General features: G+C 65.1%; 16 protein-coding genes. 9 read left to right on the top strand and 7 right to left on the bottom strand.

Translation table 11 applies throughout. The features are described 5' to 3' along the window. Positions 1 to 86 precede the first annotated feature (86 nt). From SM116_RS02870 to SM116_RS02900, 7 genes are all read left to right on the top strand, one after another. Positions 87 to 2,063, top strand: a complete 1,977-nt coding sequence (locus tag SM116_RS02870) for a hypothetical protein (RefSeq protein ID WP_320942956.1) — start codon at positions 87 to 89, stop codon at positions 2,061 to 2,063. Between the two features lie 423 nt (positions 2,064 to 2,486). Then, positions 2,487 to 3,221 (top strand): hypothetical protein, encoded by a 735-nt coding sequence (locus SM116_RS02875; protein WP_320942957.1) that lies wholly within the window; start codon positions 2,487 to 2,489, stop codon positions 3,219 to 3,221. Between the two features lie 56 nt (positions 3,222 to 3,277). Next, on the top strand, positions 3,278 to 3,634 hold the full coding sequence (locus tag SM116_RS02880) for a hypothetical protein (protein ID WP_320942958.1): 357 nt from the start codon (positions 3,278 to 3,280) through the stop codon (positions 3,632 to 3,634). Positions 3,635 to 3,834: 200 nt separating this feature from the next. Further along, a complete protein-coding gene (locus tag SM116_RS02885) occupies positions 3,835 to 4,191 on the top strand; it encodes a 4-fold beta flower protein (RefSeq protein ID WP_320942959.1) in 357 nt (118 codons plus the stop codon). A 203-nt stretch (positions 4,192 to 4,394) separates the two neighbouring features. Next, positions 4,395 to 5,120 (top strand): TIGR02391 family protein, encoded by a 726-nt coding sequence (locus SM116_RS02890; protein WP_320942960.1) that lies wholly within the window; start codon positions 4,395 to 4,397, stop codon positions 5,118 to 5,120. Positions 5,121 to 5,338: 218 nt separating this feature from the next. After that, positions 5,339 to 6,379: a ParA family protein gene (locus SM116_RS02895; protein WP_320942961.1), complete on the top strand. Its 1,041-nt coding sequence runs from the start codon at positions 5,339 to 5,341 to the stop codon at positions 6,377 to 6,379. A 98-nt stretch (positions 6,380 to 6,477) separates the two neighbouring features. Continuing rightward, positions 6,478 to 6,981, top strand: a complete 504-nt coding sequence (locus tag SM116_RS02900) for a hypothetical protein (RefSeq protein WP_320942962.1) — start codon at positions 6,478 to 6,480, stop codon at positions 6,979 to 6,981. A 137-nt stretch (positions 6,982 to 7,118) separates the two neighbouring features. On the opposite strand, the gene SM116_RS02905 is transcribed toward SM116_RS02900, so the two are convergent. The 3 genes from SM116_RS02905 to SM116_RS02915 all read right to left on the bottom strand — a co-directional run bounded on the left by SM116_RS02905 (position 7,119) and on the right by SM116_RS02915 (position 9,597). Beyond that, positions 7,119 to 8,717: a hypothetical protein gene (locus SM116_RS02905; RefSeq protein ID WP_320942963.1), complete on the bottom strand. Its 1,599-nt coding sequence runs from the start codon at positions 8,715 to 8,717 to the stop codon at positions 7,119 to 7,121. Positions 8,718 to 9,031: 314 nt separating this feature from the next. Then, complete coding sequence (locus SM116_RS02910) at positions 9,032 to 9,169, bottom strand: hypothetical protein (protein WP_320942964.1); 138 nt, start codon at positions 9,167 to 9,169, stop codon at positions 9,032 to 9,034. A 23-nt stretch (positions 9,170 to 9,192) separates the two neighbouring features. After that, positions 9,193 to 9,597, bottom strand: a complete 405-nt coding sequence (locus SM116_RS02915; protein WP_320942965.1) for a VOC family protein — start codon at positions 9,595 to 9,597, stop codon at positions 9,193 to 9,195. A 43-nt stretch (positions 9,598 to 9,640) separates the two neighbouring features. Between SM116_RS02915 and SM116_RS02920 the strand changes: the two genes are divergently transcribed. Continuing rightward, entirely contained in the window at positions 9,641 to 10,027 is a 387-nt protein-coding gene (locus tag SM116_RS02920) for an ester cyclase (protein ID WP_320942966.1), read from the top strand. On the opposite strand, the gene SM116_RS02925 is transcribed toward SM116_RS02920, so the two are convergent. Both SM116_RS02925 and SM116_RS02930 read right to left on the bottom strand, forming a co-directional pair. After that, positions 10,017 to 10,652, bottom strand: coding sequence for a metal-dependent transcriptional regulator (locus SM116_RS02925; RefSeq protein WP_320942967.1), 636 nt, complete (start codon positions 10,650 to 10,652; stop codon positions 10,017 to 10,019). The genes SM116_RS02920 and SM116_RS02925 overlap by 11 nt on opposite strands. Before the next feature lie 16 nt (positions 10,653 to 10,668). Continuing rightward, the gene (locus SM116_RS02930; protein ID WP_320942968.1) at positions 10,669 to 11,910 is read right to left on the bottom strand and encodes an Nramp family divalent metal transporter; all 1,242 of its coding nucleotides are present in this window, start codon (positions 11,908 to 11,910) and stop codon (positions 10,669 to 10,671) included. Positions 11,911 to 11,970: 60 nt separating this feature from the next. Between SM116_RS02930 and SM116_RS02935 the strand changes: the two genes are divergently transcribed. Next, a complete protein-coding gene (locus tag SM116_RS02935) occupies positions 11,971 to 12,690 on the top strand; it encodes a TrmH family RNA methyltransferase (RefSeq protein ID WP_320942969.1) in 720 nt (239 codons plus the stop codon). A gap of 8 nt (positions 12,691 to 12,698) precedes the next feature. On the opposite strand, the gene SM116_RS02940 is transcribed toward SM116_RS02935, so the two are convergent. Next, positions 12,699 to 14,018: an MATE family efflux transporter gene (locus tag SM116_RS02940; RefSeq protein ID WP_320942970.1), complete on the bottom strand. Its 1,320-nt coding sequence runs from the start codon at positions 14,016 to 14,018 to the stop codon at positions 12,699 to 12,701. 20 nt (positions 14,019 to 14,038) lie between these two features. Further along, entirely contained in the window at positions 14,039 to 14,596 is a 558-nt protein-coding gene (locus SM116_RS02945; protein ID WP_320942971.1) for an isochorismatase family protein, read from the bottom strand. Between the last annotated feature and the right edge of the window lie 8 nt (positions 14,597 to 14,604).

Consider the following 14,604-nt stretch of genomic DNA (forward strand, 5'->3'; position numbering starts at 1 on the left):
CGAAACAGCTCAGTCCCGACCGACGCTTCGCTTCGAACCGGCCGAGCCGCGGAAGGCGTTTCGTCTTCGAGGGACAGAATACGAGCGTGAGCAATGACGAGCCTCCGACGCAGCGGGTGCGGTTCTTTAGCGTCAACGACCTCTCGATCGGGTGGTACATTCCGCGCGTTGCCGCGCTTGCGGAGCGCTTCGACCCGGACGACCCGCCCGCTGACACCACGGACGTTCTCGAGCTCCACAACGTTGAGCAGTACCTTGAGCACGGATTCCTTCCTGCTTCATACAGCGATGGGCAGGTTGCCAGCGCCAAGACCCGGATCCCAGCGATCCACAGCATGGTCGCCCGGCACTTCTCGAAGATCACAGAGGCCAACTTCGCTGACGCGGTAGCGGATGTGGGAGACGTTTACCACGGTGATCTCCTTGATCTCCTGGGCCGGTACGGGGCGTACGAGCGGTGTGAAAGTTCCATCGTGCTGCCAGCGCTATCCGCGGTGGGTGTTCATCTCGGTCAGATGCTCACGAGCAAGAAGCTTGTTGAAGCGTACGGGGCCGAAATCAACAAGCTGCTGCTTGCAGCCCCCAGCAACGCGGAGTACCTCATTCGCAAGCATCTGCAGGCACGAGGGCGCGAGGACCTACACCTCCCCCGCAGTCTCACCGCCGACGACGCGCGCGCCCTGATTGAGCGCTACATCGACAGTGCGGATGCCAACCCCAATTACGTTGGGCTCGTCGCGACTGCAAAAGATCTCCAAGAGATAGGTCTCGACCCAAAGCTCCGACTGCGTGCGAAGCGCCGAAGCGAGGAAATCACAGCCGCGTTCTTCGCCGAAAACACCGGACTCAGAGCCGGCTGTGAAGTATTCCTGTCCGACGATCAAGACAAGCCCGAGGTATTCGAACTCGACACCACCGAAGGCTGGACAGCGCGCTACACCTACAGCACGGCGTGGCTGAGCGCGACCCTAGACGAGGCGAGCATCCTCAACAACTTCCAGCACCTCTTCCGCTTCGTCGACGACAGCGGCCTCCTGGTGATGCCGTCCTACCCGGCGAAGCTCAGTGTCATCGAACGGTTCATGGGAACGAGGGGAAAGCAGGAATACAAAGTTGGAGTGGAGTTCCACGCCACAGACATGCGAACGCTCCTCCAGACTCAGGCCTACAACGAATTCCTCGATTCGAAGGACACCAGCCTCGAGGAAGTGTTCGAGTGGTTCTTTGAGAACTACCTCGCGACAGAGTTCAGTGCGGTCGGCTTCTCGTTCTCACCGTCCGCTCGAGGCTCGTCCCATGTGGAGCGTGTCCGGCACTTGTTCGCGGAGATTGAAAGTGCAGCGGCGCAGTTCACGCTGTTCGTGAACGAAGGGGAGGTCGACAGAGAGCTGCTCGCGGTCAGTGCCAACATCGTCAACTACAAGGAGACCCCAAGTCTCCTCTCCGACAAGTACGTCTATCCAACGACTGGCTCCGACATCGATGCGATCCTCCACCTCCTCTTTTCAGACCAGTCGCAACTGCACTACATCAATGACGCGCTCACGGCCGACACTGCGGCCCAACTACTCATCGAGAGCCACGTCTCCTATGACGAATTCAATGACTACCAGAAGCCGATGCTCGACTTCTTGATCGAGCGAGACATCCTTCAGAAGACGGCGACACGAGTCCAGATCGCCAGCTCTGCTCAGTTCCGCGTGCTGGCTGCGCTCTTCGCGACGACTGCAGCCAACTACTACCACCTGCCCGAGGAAGGGCAAGCCGCGGTCGACGCGATGGTCGCGAAGGGCTGGGTCACCCGCCGTTCCTCCCTGCTAACCGAAGCTGAGGCCGCCTACTTCAATTACGTCCTCAACGCCAAGGACTTCAGCAACGGACTCAACCTGCGAAACAGGTACCTACACGGCACGCAAGCTGAACGAGATCGAGCGGGTGAGCACTCTAGGAACTACGTGATCGCGCTGCGGACTGCCGTTGCGCTGGTCCTCAAGATCAACGAGGACTTTTGCCAAGCCGATGGCATGCGCGGGGCGGACCCGCAAGCGACTGAAGCCAGCTGACTCCAGCTCCGCAGTAGCTCGGCGTTCGGCGAGGCCAGCGGTCTCGGTCTCACATGGTGTCAGGCACCTCGATTTCTCACGGGACGTGCTCGCCGAACATGAGGTAGCCAACCCGGTCATCTTCGATCTGACGCAGCTCCTCCGCAATGATGAGCGCCTGGCCGCTGGATCTAGAGCCCCATTTGCGATCCCTAACCTGAGCACCGCGCGTACGGGGAGTGTCGCGTGTGTGTCGTCGCCCGCGCAATCGCCATCCGGCACGGGCCTGAGCGCGGGGGAGGGTGCCGTGCGTCAGGCGTCCATATGGCAGCACCGAGCACCTGGGCCTCTCGGCTATGGTCCCCTGTGTGCTCGACGTTCGTCAAACACGCGCTAGCGGCGTAGGTGCGGGATGGGAGTGCGGCGCTTATCTAGACTCCGCCTATGGCGTCCCTCCGGCATCGACTGAACATGCTTTTCCTTGACCCGAAGCCGATGCACGAGCCCGACACGCAGATGGTTCAGGAAGCGAGACTGCGAGCGCTCGAGCGCCTTCGGAGGTTTTCCAAGCGAGCGGCCAGGCGGAGAGCACGGCGTCTGGTTGCGGCAGGTATTGGCGCGTTTTTCTTCGCATTATTCGTCGCCTTTCTGTGGCTTGGGCTGACCAGCCAAGGCGACGCGGTTGCCGCAGGTAGGGCCGTCGACAGCGCCGTGCAGGTCATGGCTGATATCACCAGAGCTGGAGCGATTGCCCTCCCCGGCTTCGTCGCCGCGCTCCTGACTCTGGCAGTTGTGAATGGAGGCAACCTGGCCTCCAGTTTCGTCATCACGATGGCAATCTGGATCGGTTCGGCCTCCGTCACTTGGGCGAGCATCAGCATCGCCGGCTTCTGGTTAGCCGTGTGGGACGAGAAGACTGGTCCCGATGCGAGCATCATTTACGCAACTTTGGCCTTGGCTGGCGTGTGCGTTGCTCTCGCGACAGCAATCGCGGAGGTTCTGCCGGCCAATGATGAGTGGCGACGCGAACGAATGCACGAACGGCTGAAACGCAATACGAAGATCAGCGGGACCTTCGCTCCCTTGCTGACCAGGTCGGTCTCCTCGATTCGGGTAGTCGGCCCGGGCTCGCGAAGCGGCCGGGAGTCGTCGCAGCTGTCTGGATCGTGGCGGCTGTGACCGTTGGAGCATGGGTGGGCGTCCTGACCGAGACCCCGAACCCTCAGGATGGAGCCGTGGCTGCGGTCGGTATCCCCACCGCCACAGTATTCGTGTATCTCGCGGCTTCCGTCGGTGGCACTCCCCGGCCAGCGCCGGTGTTGGCAGGCTTTCTGCAGTGCATCTACGTCGGAGAGCTCGTCCAACTGGCCGTCAAGGACGGACAACCAAGCTCGTGGGCCGCCGTGATCCTGGTCGTCATGTGGTCTGCGGCGATCATCCTCGCAACGCTCCCGCAGTGGGTGGCTGAACCTGCACGTCGGTTCCTCCTCGTCTCAGCAGGCATCGCGAGACAACGCAAGCTTCTCGCACGGGAGCACGCAAATCTAAAGCCTGCCGTCATGGCAGCAGACATCCTCGCGGTGTCCGATTAGCGGACTGACATAGTCGCGCCGTAACAGAGGCCCCGGCTGCCCATGCCCCGGGGGTTGGTTGGAGACTGATCCGAGGGGATCCGAATCCGTGCGGCGCGCGTTTCAGCCACGTGGGGGACGGCCTCAGTGCGCGCGATAGGCATCGTTTTGAGCACGCCGGCCGGTTCAGTTCAGTTGTAGGCCTGTTCTACGATCAACCAATGGATCCGATCTATGACAAGACAGGCGCGGTTGTCGGCTGGTTCGAGAGCGACCGCATCCGTGGCTTGGACGGCGCCGTGGTCGGTTGGGTGCGGGGCGAGTATGTCCACGGGCTATATGGCCAGAACGTCGGCGTGCTCAAATCAGGCAACTTCCGCGACACCAGCGGCAACGTCGTCGCGTGGCTACGGGGCGCCACTGGCGGACCCGTTCATCCTGTGCCCAGCGTGCCCCCGGTCCCACCTGTTCCTCACGTACCGCCGGTGCCTGCCGTGCCGCACGTGCCGTTCGTGCCCGCGGTGCCGTCACTCAGCTGGTCAGGTATCTCATTTGAGCAGTTCCTTCCTCGGCGTTAGCAGCCACCCGTCGCGATCACAGCCTCGTTGCCGCCGTGCGCGGACTCCATCGCGCTAACGATCCTGTAGCGGGCGCCAGCACCCCTGTGCGATTCATCGTCAGTCGTTGTGCGCGAAGGTGCGAACGGGGCGATGGTCGACGACGACAGGACCTACGGCTGGTGCAGCCCCAAAAGGCGGAGGTGGATCGCTAGTCTTCGGGAGTGGATGAAGCTCGCGCGATCGGGGTCCTGGAGTGGTGGGTTCGCTCCGCAAAGGCTGCCTCACAAGATGGCCACGGCAACGGCGGAGTGCCCCGCAATACGACCGTCTCCGCAGAGTTGCAGGCCCGCGAAGATCAAACGCGGCGTGTGCTCGCTCAAGTGCTCGGCGACGAGGCTGTCCCCGATATTCTCCGGCGTGGTTCGATGAACGATTTCTACTGGGTCGAAGAAGGCATTCGACGGGCAGAGTATGCGCTCGGCAAGCTGCGGACTGAGAAGGAGACAAGGGACATCCTGGGCAGCACCGCTCCCACGATGCAGGCGGACGCGCTCCATCCGCTTATCTGGGGTGCGGCTTGGAAGCGCTGGGAGTCCGAGCATTACTCGGATGCGGTGCAAAAGTCGGCCACTGCGCTGAGCGGGTACGTCAAGGATCAAACAGGACGCTACGAGCTGGGAGACGCTGATCTCATGTCACAGGCGTTCTCGCTCGCGGCCCCGCAGGCGGGGAAGCCTCGACTGCGCTGGCCGGGCAATGATGACGACCTGACCGTGAAGTCGATGCGTCCGGGCATCCTCAATATGGCGCAAGGTGTGTTCGCAGCCATCCGGAACCCCGCCGCGCATTCGACTGACGAGATACCCAAGCAGGAAGCACTTGAGCAGCTCGCGACTCTCAGTATTCTTGCCCGGTGGATCGAGCGGTGCGACCTGGTGAAGACCTGACAATCGTTATCGCTGGTGCTCTCAGCGGCGTGGCGTCAAAGCGTCGGGGCATTCGACTGACTCCGAACTCGGTGCCGTCTACCGGAAGCTGAACCCGATTGGCGTGTCCCTGCGTTAGGTTCTTGACCACGTAGGAAAGCTCTCCCGAACATGGTCGCGATCGCAACGCGGCAGGACCAGAGCTGACTACCCTCGTCGATCTGAGAAATGGGGACGCCGTGGCGAGAGTCATCACGATGTTCAACAACAAGGGCGGCGTTAGCAAGACCACAACGAGTTTCAACCTTGGTTGGATGCTCGCAGAGCGGGGACACAAGGTGGTCCTGGTTGATGCTGACCCCCAGTGCAACTTGACCGGCATGGTCCTCGACCTTGCCGGAGAGAGCGCGCTAGAAGAGTTCTACGAGCAGAATCCAGGACGGAACATCCGGTCTGCCCTTGAGCCCGCGTTTCAATCCCGGCCACGTATCGTGGAACCCGTCGACTGTGTCGAAGTGGCCGGCGTGCAGGGGCTATACCTCCTGCCCGGCCACATCGGACTCGCGGAGGACGAGACTTCGCTCGGCATCGCGCAACAGCTCTCAGAGACGATCCAAGCCTTGAAGAATCTGCCGGGCAGCTTTCGATACCTGTTCGACAGGACAGCGGAAAAGTACGATGCCGACTTTGTAATCGTAGACCTCAGCCCGGGGCTGGGGGCAGTGAATCAGAACCTCGTCGCGACGGCGGACTTTGTTGTTATTCCTGCGAGCCCGGACGTCTTCTCGGTCATGGCAATGGAGTCGCTCGCACGCGTATTCCCGCGCTGGAAGAAGTGGGCCCAAAGCGCATCCGAACTGGAAGCATTGCGAAACGCCGACTATCCATTCCCTGAGCCCACACTCAAATTCCTCGGCACCATCGTTCAGCGTTACCGTCTCCGCTCAGGAGAAGCGACCCAGGGGTTTCAGGAGTTCTTCACGAGCATTGATGAGGCTGTTGAGAACACTCTGGCTCCTGCGCTTAGCGATGCAGGCATCTTGCTCGAGGAGAGCGAGTACGAGTCAGCGGGCATCGGATCCAATTACCGGCTCGCCAGCATCTCGGATTTCAATTCACTCATCACCACCTCGCAGACCGTGCGGAAGCCCGTCTTCGCTCTGACGCAGCAGGACACCGGGCAAGCAGGCGTGGTCTGGGCTGCGACAGCGTCCGCGATAGAGACCTTCCGACAAGTCTTCACGGAACTTGCCGTACGCGTCGAGTCGCTTACGGCCTGATGGCTACTTCCAGGCTGCCCTTCTTTCAGTCGGACGCCCAACGGTCACGTGACCTCGTCGGACTTGGACAGTCAATCGGTCAGCTAACTGTGGGGGCCGTGGACGCGTCCGATCTTTTTCGGGGCGCGCTGGTTCAAGCAGTTGCCGCGATGGATCACTACTTCCACGGTGTTGTACTGGACCGGGGGGTCGACATGTTGCTGGGCCGTGCGGTGATTTCCGGGTTCCACCGCACTATAGGGCTTCAGTTTGGGTCGGTGCGAGACATCGTCACCGCGATCACTCCCGGTGACCAGGAGCTCGAGGCTCGAAAGCACATCGCAGCCCGACTCGGAAAGGAGACCTTTCAGTCCCCGGACGACATCGCGTCAGCGCTAGCACTCGTGGGCGTCACAGGCGTGTGGAAAACCGCATTCGGCAACGGTGCAGGTGCCGTGAAGACTTCGCTCGGACTTGTGGTCACTCGACGGAATCGGATCGTCCACCAAGCGGACAGTGATCCATTGAACCCCGGGGTTGTGACTCCCTTGAGCGCCATTGACGCGTTGGACGCCATCTCTACTGTCGAGTCGACCGTCCAAACGATCGACTCGTACTGCTAACTGCCGCCGCGCGAACCCTACGCGATTCTTGGGCTCTTGCGGGGGTGCGCGACCTTTACAAGTTGTTGGCAAACGATGAACAACGTCGATCGGAAATAGCTGGATCACATCGGAGGAGAACCACGCCTCGCCTCGATCTAGGCCGAGGTATGAACTCGCGCTAACTCTGCAGCCACTGCCGAGCGAGCGTTGGCGATGATCTGGGCGCGAGCGTCACGAGCCGTGTCCTGACTGGCCATAGCCTTGGAGACCAGTTGATCCGTGGCGCGCAGTATTTCGACAAGTTCGTCCGCGGGTAGCGCGGGTTGGATCGCCAAGATGTTGGCACTGCCTGTGTACCAGCACTGAGCGACCCCGTCCGCACCACGTATGGCGGAAGCGATGTCACTTGTTTGAGCCGCGGGGCCGTCACCCTCGAGTAGTCGCAAACCCCACGCCGCCGGAGCGAGCTCTATCTCCCAATCTGCTCCGTGCAGGTTGTCCTGTCCGCCGCGCACGTCGGTAATCCAGTTCGGCCAGTCGTTACGGATCTTCGCCGCGTCCGCGGTCCGAACGTCGGCCGACCGTCGTTGAAGCTCCGCCTCCCTTCTCGATGCCTCGAGCTGGCTTTCCACAAGATGTTCAACAGCCATCAACGCGGCCGCCAGAGCTTCGACATCTTGCCCGGCGGCGCCCGCTGTTGCCAGAGGCCTGCTCACGCGGACTGTGCCATCTTGGTAAACGGACCACGAGATGTCCTCGACGGTGGGCAGCATGCGCTCGAGCCCTCGGGCCCAATCGTCATATTGATCGGGGGGCGGAACGTTGGCGACCACGAACGTAGTCGCCAACTGCGTCGAATACATTTCGGTGACGTCCGCTGACGCGATGAACGAAGGGCCTTCCGTCGTACGCTCTCGCCGTGCTTTGATGGCGGCTCGTCGGCGACGATCTTGAACCCACGTTACGGTCGCCGACTCGTATCCCGTTACCCATGCGAACACGAACGCTCGGGCGCGTGAGACGTCCTCGTCGTCAAACACATCGCTGCCGCGGTCTCGGCGAAGCGCGGAGAACCATTCCGCCTCGCCGACATCACCGACGAACGCGGCGGCGTCGAGGGCACTCTGAAGATGGGCGATACTTTCGTGCGCTGACTTGTCGAGCGCGTCATGACGGACGAAGCCTGGGCGCGACGGACGCAGGCGCCGCCACCGGGTCAATGCCGCCTCGTACGCATCGACGAGGTGGTCGATACAGGCGCCCAGATTCTCGGCTTCGTATGCTTGGTCCGCTAGCACGAACAAGCGCCGTATCTCGTCATCCGATATTGCGTCGGCCAGCGCAACGGTTCGAACGTCCATCGCAAACTGTGCCTCGAGCAGACCGACAACGAAGACCTCAGCGGCGTTCGCCCAGCCGGGCAGTGCGTCACGATCAGGCTCGAGACCGTCGTGCTGGGCCGCGTTCCGCGCCTTTCGAAGCGAACGTATATCTGGGAGCACGGTGGGCGCCCATTTCAGGCTCTGGTCATTTCTCAGCCGTGAAATCATGTCATCGACTTTGAGTGAGATCGCTATGCCGCGCGCGGACGCAGCTAGAGCCACTGCCCGTTCGACTACAGCGTCCAACGCGACGATCGCTGCCCCACGCCGATAGGGACCAGCAGTCCGAGTCCGATGCAACGCTTCCTCGAGTCCCAAGCGGATCGCCAGGAGCTGTCGAACGTCATGAGGCAATGGTTGGCTGTCGCTCATGAAGTGATTCTGGCCTGTCCACATCTCCTATCGGGGAAGAGCAACGGTCGAGCTCCGGCAAGCAGGTTCTTGGCGTACATCGAAGGGTCCACTACAGCGCACCCGAACCGCCACGCATCGGCACCTCATGAACCCGGGGGACGAGACGTGCGTTTACCCGGTACGGTGAGATGCCCGATGACGGGACGCCTGCTGCAACTCGATCCGAGCGCTCACCACGTGGCCGCCGAAAGGCCATGGGCCGAAGGCCGCGAGTATCCAGGAGGACGCGTGAAGAAGATAGTCCTCGGAAGCGAGACAACGTCAAATGAACGTCAGGGACGGTACTGGTCGCGCGGCTGCTCGTAAAGCTTGCGCGCCGACGGGTCGGCGTTGCGGCCGCCGTGCAGCGCACCGCCGACCTGTGTGATGACGGCCTCGGCGTCGCATCCTCTGACAGCGCAAGTAGTCACGGTCCAAAAGTACCCGCAGTGGGTCAGTGGGCGTCGCGGGGAGGGTTGTAGGCGAACTCGATGCGGATGCCGTTGGCGTCCTCGACGAAGGATGCGTAGTACCGGTCGTTGAACCGCGGATAGAGCTTGGGGTCGCGCACCGCGATCCAGCCCGCATCCAGAGCGATGCCGTGCAGTCGATCGACCTCCTCGGGCGACGCGATGTCGAACGCGAGGTGCTGCCAGCCGACCCGCCCGTGTACGTGCGGCCCGGTGCCGGGCTCGCGCGGGGGCCGCAAGATCAGCTCCGTCTGCGTGCCGTTGCTCCACGAGACGCCCACCTCGGCGTCATGCCGGATGTAGCCGAGCGCCGTGAGCACCGGATCCCACTGTGCGATCGCCGACGGGACGTCTTCGACGGTGAGTCCGAGGTGGTCGATAAGGGCCATCCGGCGAGTCTAGGGGCCGAGCCGCATCCGGGATGATGAACGGATGGAGTCGTGGGAGATGCGCGAGTGGCACGCCGAGTTCCTCGACGCCTGCAACCGGCACGACCTCGATGCCGTCCGTGAATTCATCGACCCGGCCGTGCGCCGAGCCCACTTGCCGGCCGGGGCGGACGCCTGGATCGCCGACCTTGAGGACCTCTTCCGAGGCTTCCCGGACTGGCGGTGGAAGCGCATCCACATCCTCGTCGAGGACGACCGCCTCGCCGTCCACCTGCGCGGGAGCGGCACGCACCACGGCGCGTACCTGGGAATCGCCGCGACCCGTCGGCACATCAACGTGGCCGAGTTCGCGATCTACCGTGTCGCGAAAGGTCGCATCGTCGAGTACTCCAGCCTCGCGGAGGACGTCGGGGCGCAGCTCAGGCCGTGAGCCACACGGCATCGGCCGCGGAGGCCGGGATCTGCGCCTCGACGCCGTCGAGCGCATAACGCGCCGGGCCGAGCACGCGGACCGTGCGCCCGACGACGAGTCCGGCGCGATCGAACTCGCGCAGAAGCTCGGGATCGCGATCGCTCACGCGCAGCACGCGGCCCTCGTGACCCTCGCTGGCGTTGCCGAGCAGCACGAAGTCCTCGCGGTGCACCTGGCCGTCGGCATCCGGGATCGCATCGCCGTGCGGGTCGAAGCGCGGCCGCCCGAGCCGCTCGTCGATGCCTTCGAGCAGGCGGTCGCTGAGCACGTGCTCGAGCACCTCCGCCTCGTCGTGCACCTCGTCCCACGTGTAGCCGAACTCGCGCACGAGCCAGGTCTCGACGAGCCGGTGGCGGCGCACGATCTCCGCCGCGCGGCGCTCTCCGGTCTCGCTCAGCGCGATCGGACCGTACGGGCGGTGGCTGACCAGTCCCTGCGCCGCGAGCTTCTGCACCATCTCGGTCACGCTCGACGGTGCGAGTCCGAGCTCGGCGGCCAGCTGGGAGGGGGTGATGCTCTCGCTCTGCCACTCGGTGTGGTGGTAGATGGTCTTCAGGTAGTCGTCGACCGCGGGCGAGGGCACGATGTCAGGCTACCCGTCACGTGAACGTCAGAAAGAGCAGCACCGCGTTGAGCCCGATGAGGAAGACGGATGCCGCGACCCCCAGCAGCGACGTCGTGATGGTGTTGCGGAATCGTCCGAGCCGCGCGGTCAGCACGACGAGCGGGATGAGCGCGAACGGGATGCCGAACGACAGCACGACCTGGCTGAGGACGAGGGCGAGCGTCGGGTCGATGCCGAGCCCGAGGATGACGAGCGCCGGGATGAGCGTCACGAGCCGCCGCGCGAGCAGCGGCACGCGGATGTGCAGGAGGCCGTGCATGATCTCCGCCCCCGCGTAGGCGCCGACCGACGTGCTGGCGAGGCCGCTCGCCAGCAGCCCGATCGCGAAGATCGTGGCGACCGCCGGCCCGACCCCGTCGCGCAGGGCCGCGTAGGCGCCCTCGAGGGTCGCGGTCCCCGGCACGCCGGCGAGGTTCGCGGCCGCGAGCAGCAGGATGCACAGATTCACCGTTCCGGCGATGGTCAGCGCGATCGTGACGTCCCAGCGGGTCGCGCGCAGGAGCCGCTCCGGGGTCACGGTCGTGCCGGCGAAGCGATCGCGCGTGAGCGCGGAGTGCGCGTAGATCGCATGGGGCATGATCGTGGCACCGAGGATGGATGCGGCGAGCAGCACCGAGTCGGGCCCGTCGAACCGCGGCACGAGCCCGTGCACGACGCTCGCGGCATCCGGCGGAGCCACGAACACGCCGAACGCGAAGCCGAATCCGATGATCGCCACGAGCCCGATGACGACGAACTCGAACGTGCGGGCGCCCCGTCGCGACTGGACGAGAAGCAGCGCCATCGAGACGACCCCGGTGATCACGCCCCCGGCCAGCAGCGGGATGCGGAACAGCAGGTTGAGGGCGACGGCCCCGCCGATCACCTCTGCGATGTCGGTCGCCATCGCGACGAGCTCCGCCTGGAGCCAGTACGCCCGCCGGCCCCAGGGATTGCGGATGCGGCGCCCCATCGCCTGCGGAAGGCTTTCGCCCGTGATGAGCCCGAGCTTCGCGGAGAGGTACTGGACGAGCCAGGCGATGAGGTTCGCGAGGACGACCACCCACACCAGCAGGTAGCCGAACTGCGAACCGGCGGTCATGTTGCTGGCGACGTTGCCCGGGTCGATGTAGGCCACCCCGGCGACGAGCGCAGGCCCGAGGAGCCACGCGGCGCGTCGCGTCGTCGCGGGCTTCGCGGGCGCGCCGCGGCGGATCTCGGGAGCCGTTTTCGGCATGCCGAAATCGTACGCCGGTTTTCGGGCTGCCGAAACCGGCCGGGTGGATACCCTGGGCCGATGACCGACCACCTGCACGAGCACGGAGATCTGCACGCGAGCGGACTCGATCGAGAGGATGGATCCGCGGGAGCGCAGATCTCCGCGCGGGCGGACGACTCCGATCACGGCATCGGTCCCGACCACGGCGTCGGGCCGTGGCCCGGCGGCCCCGAGCACTGGCCGGCCGACCCGCGCTACGACCGGGAGCTGCTCGAACACGGCGACCGCCGCAACGTCGTGGACGGCTATCGCTATTGGACGATGGAGGCCATCGTCGCCGATCTCGACGCGCGCCGGCACGCCTTCCATGTCGCGATCGAGAACTGGCAGCACGACATGAACATCGGCTCGATCGTGCGCAGCGCCAACGCCTTCCTCGCCGCAGAGGTGCACATCATCGGCAAGCGGCGCTGGAACAAGCGCGGCGCCATGGTCACCGACCGCTACCAGCATGTGCGGCATCACGAGGATGTCGCCGCGTTCGCCGCGTGGGCGAGGGATGCCGGCATCCCGATCTTCGCCGTCGACAACATCGAGGGCGCGGTCCCCGTCGAGCGGGCCGAGCTCCCGGAGCGCTGCGTGCTGCTGTTCGGGCAGGAGGGGCCCGGCCTGTCCCCGGAGGCGCTGGCCGCCGCATCCGGCCATGTCGAGATCACCCAGTACGGCTCGACGCGGTCGATCAACGCCAGCGCCGCGGCCGCCGTCGTCATGTACGAGTGGTGCCGCCGCTGGGCCTGAGCGCGCTCTCAGACCGGGATGGCAGTCCAGGCGGAGCCCCGGACGCGGAAGCCGAGCGTGCCGAGTCGCGCGAGCATGTACACGCCGAAGAAGGCGACCGACAGCCACGCGAGTCCCGCGGCGCCGGAGCCGAACACGGCGACCAGCAGGAGCGCCGGCGCGTAGACCACGAGGTTGATCAGCCCGGCGAGGGCGAGATAGCGTCCGTCGCCCGCGCCGATGAGCACGCCGTCGAGCACGAACACGATGGAGCAGAGAGGCTGGGCGACCGCGAGCACGACGAGGGCGGGCTGGATGGGGGTGGATGCTGCGGCATCCCCCGTGAACAGGAACCCGAGTACTCCCGAGAGCGCGCCCACCCCGCAGCCGACGATGACGCCGAACCACGCGCCCCACGCGACGGTGCGCGCGAGCACGTGCCGCACCTCGTGGACGTCGCCGGCGCCGAGGGACTTGCCGATGAGGGCTTGGGCGGCGATGGCGAGCGCGTCGAGCGCGAACGCCGCGGTGGAGAAGATCGTGAAGACGATCTGCCAACCCGCGAGCTCCTTCGTCCCCAGACCGGAGGCCACGGCGACGGTCGAGAGCAGCGCGATGCGCAGGGACAGCGTGCGCAGGAAGAGCCACCCTCCCGCGCGCGCCGAGCCCCGCACGCCCTGGGAACGCGGCAGCACCGGTGCGCGATGGCGGCGAGCGAGGCGCCCGACGATCCACACGTAGGCGGCGACCATCGCCCACTGCGCGACCACCGTTCCGGCCGCCGAGCCGGCGACGCCCCACTGCAGGCCGTAGATGAAGAACGCGTTCAGCAGGATGTTGGCGCCGAACCCGGCGGCCGCGATCCACAGCGGTGTGACGGTGTTCTGCATGCCGCGCAGCAGGCCGGTCGCCGCGAAGACGATGAGCATGGCCGGCAGGCCCCACACCGAGATGCCGAGGTACGAGCGCGCGAGCTCGGAGACCTCAGGGGTCGCGCCGAACAGCTGCACGATGAGCGGCGTCGCGACGAACCCGGCGAGGGCCAGTGCCGCGCCGATGCCGAGGGCGAGCCACATCCCGTCGACACCGGCGGACACCGCCGTCGAGAAGTCTCCGGCGCCGAACCGGCGGGCGACCGCCGGTGTCGTGGCGTACGCGAGGAACACCATGAGCCCGACGATCGTCTGCAGCACCGCGGAGCCGATCGCGAGCGCGGCCAGCGGTGCAGGCCCGAGGTGGCCGACCATCGCCGAGTCGGCGATGAGGAACAGCGGCTCCGCGATGAGCGACCCGAGCGCCGGCACCGCGAGGCGCAGGATGTCGCGGTTCAGGGTCGCATGGGCAGGCACCCTCCGAGCGTAGAGGGGTGTCAGCGCGCGCCGAAGTCCACGTCTTCGGACGTGACGACCGCGGCCGTCTTGCCGGGTGCCGACTGGAAACTCCAGTAGAGGTTCGTATGAGCGATCACCTGGTCGACGGGCGGCGCGCCCCACTCGGTCTTGTCGCCGGCGGTGTGCGCATCCGACACGAGCGTCGTGTCGTAGCCGCGGACGAAGGCGCCGTGGATGGTCGATCGGATGCAGGCATCCGTCTCGGCGCCGGCCACGACGAGTCGATCGACACTGAGGCCCGCGAGGACGTCTTCGAGGTCGGTGCCCTCGAACGAATCGCCGTGCTGCTTGTGGATGTGCGCCTCGCCGTCGGCGGGAACGAGCTCGGGCACGAGCGCCCACTCGGTCGTTCCGACCTCCATGCCCTCGTCGTTGTGCTGCACCCAGATCACGGGCACACCCGCGTCGCGGGCGCGGTCGACCAGCCCGACGATCCGCCCGACGACCGCGTCGCGCTCATAGGCCGAGCCCACCACGTCGTTCTGCACATCCACCACCAGCAGCGCCGTCCGGCCACGGTTCTCGAGAGTCGACATCCTGTCCT

The organism is Microbacterium rhizosphaerae (genome assembly GCF_034120055.1).
GTDB classification, from domain to species: Bacteria; Actinomycetota; Actinomycetes; order Actinomycetales; family Microbacteriaceae; genus Microbacterium; species Microbacterium rhizosphaerae.